The 428-nt window shown below is 56.8% G+C and carries 1 protein-coding gene; it reads left to right on the plus strand.

Annotation, left to right across the window (positions count from 1 at the left end):
- Positions 1-93 precede the first annotated feature (93 nt).
- Positions 94-428 (plus strand): hypothetical protein (locus DY468_RS24555; RefSeq protein WP_164608225.1); only part of this gene is annotated, 335 nt, incomplete at its 3' end.

Below are 428 nucleotides of genomic sequence, written 5' to 3' on the forward strand. Positions count from 1 at the left end.
ACGTTTTGCCAAGCGCGCCCTGGCTTTCCTTGTTTCACCGGGGCCGGCACGGATACGGAGTGCGACTAGAGCCGACCGGCAGCTAGCGAGACCATGTCCGAGTCCAAGCTCGCACATTCCGAGTTTGGTCATTGTGACAACGATGAATACCGCTGGACATCGCAGTATGATGAGGCGCGGCTCGGCATCACCGAAGACGATGGGCCTAGTTACTTGAACGTGTTGTCTACGTACCTCTCGTACATTGTGCTGATCTTTTTTGGGCATGTGCGCGACTTTATCGGCAGACGATTCTACCCGAGCACGTTTGCGCACCTGCGTGAGCGCAATGGCTACGCGGCACTGAATTCAGACTTCGACAGCTTCTATACGCGTCGGCTCAAGTCGCGCATCGACCACTGCTTCGAGCGCCCTGTGACAGGAGTGTG

Origin of the sequence: Rhodopseudomonas sp. BR0M22, assembly GCF_010907035.1 — a bacterium.
Taxonomy (GTDB): domain Bacteria; phylum Pseudomonadota; class Alphaproteobacteria; order Rhizobiales; family Xanthobacteraceae; genus Rhodopseudomonas.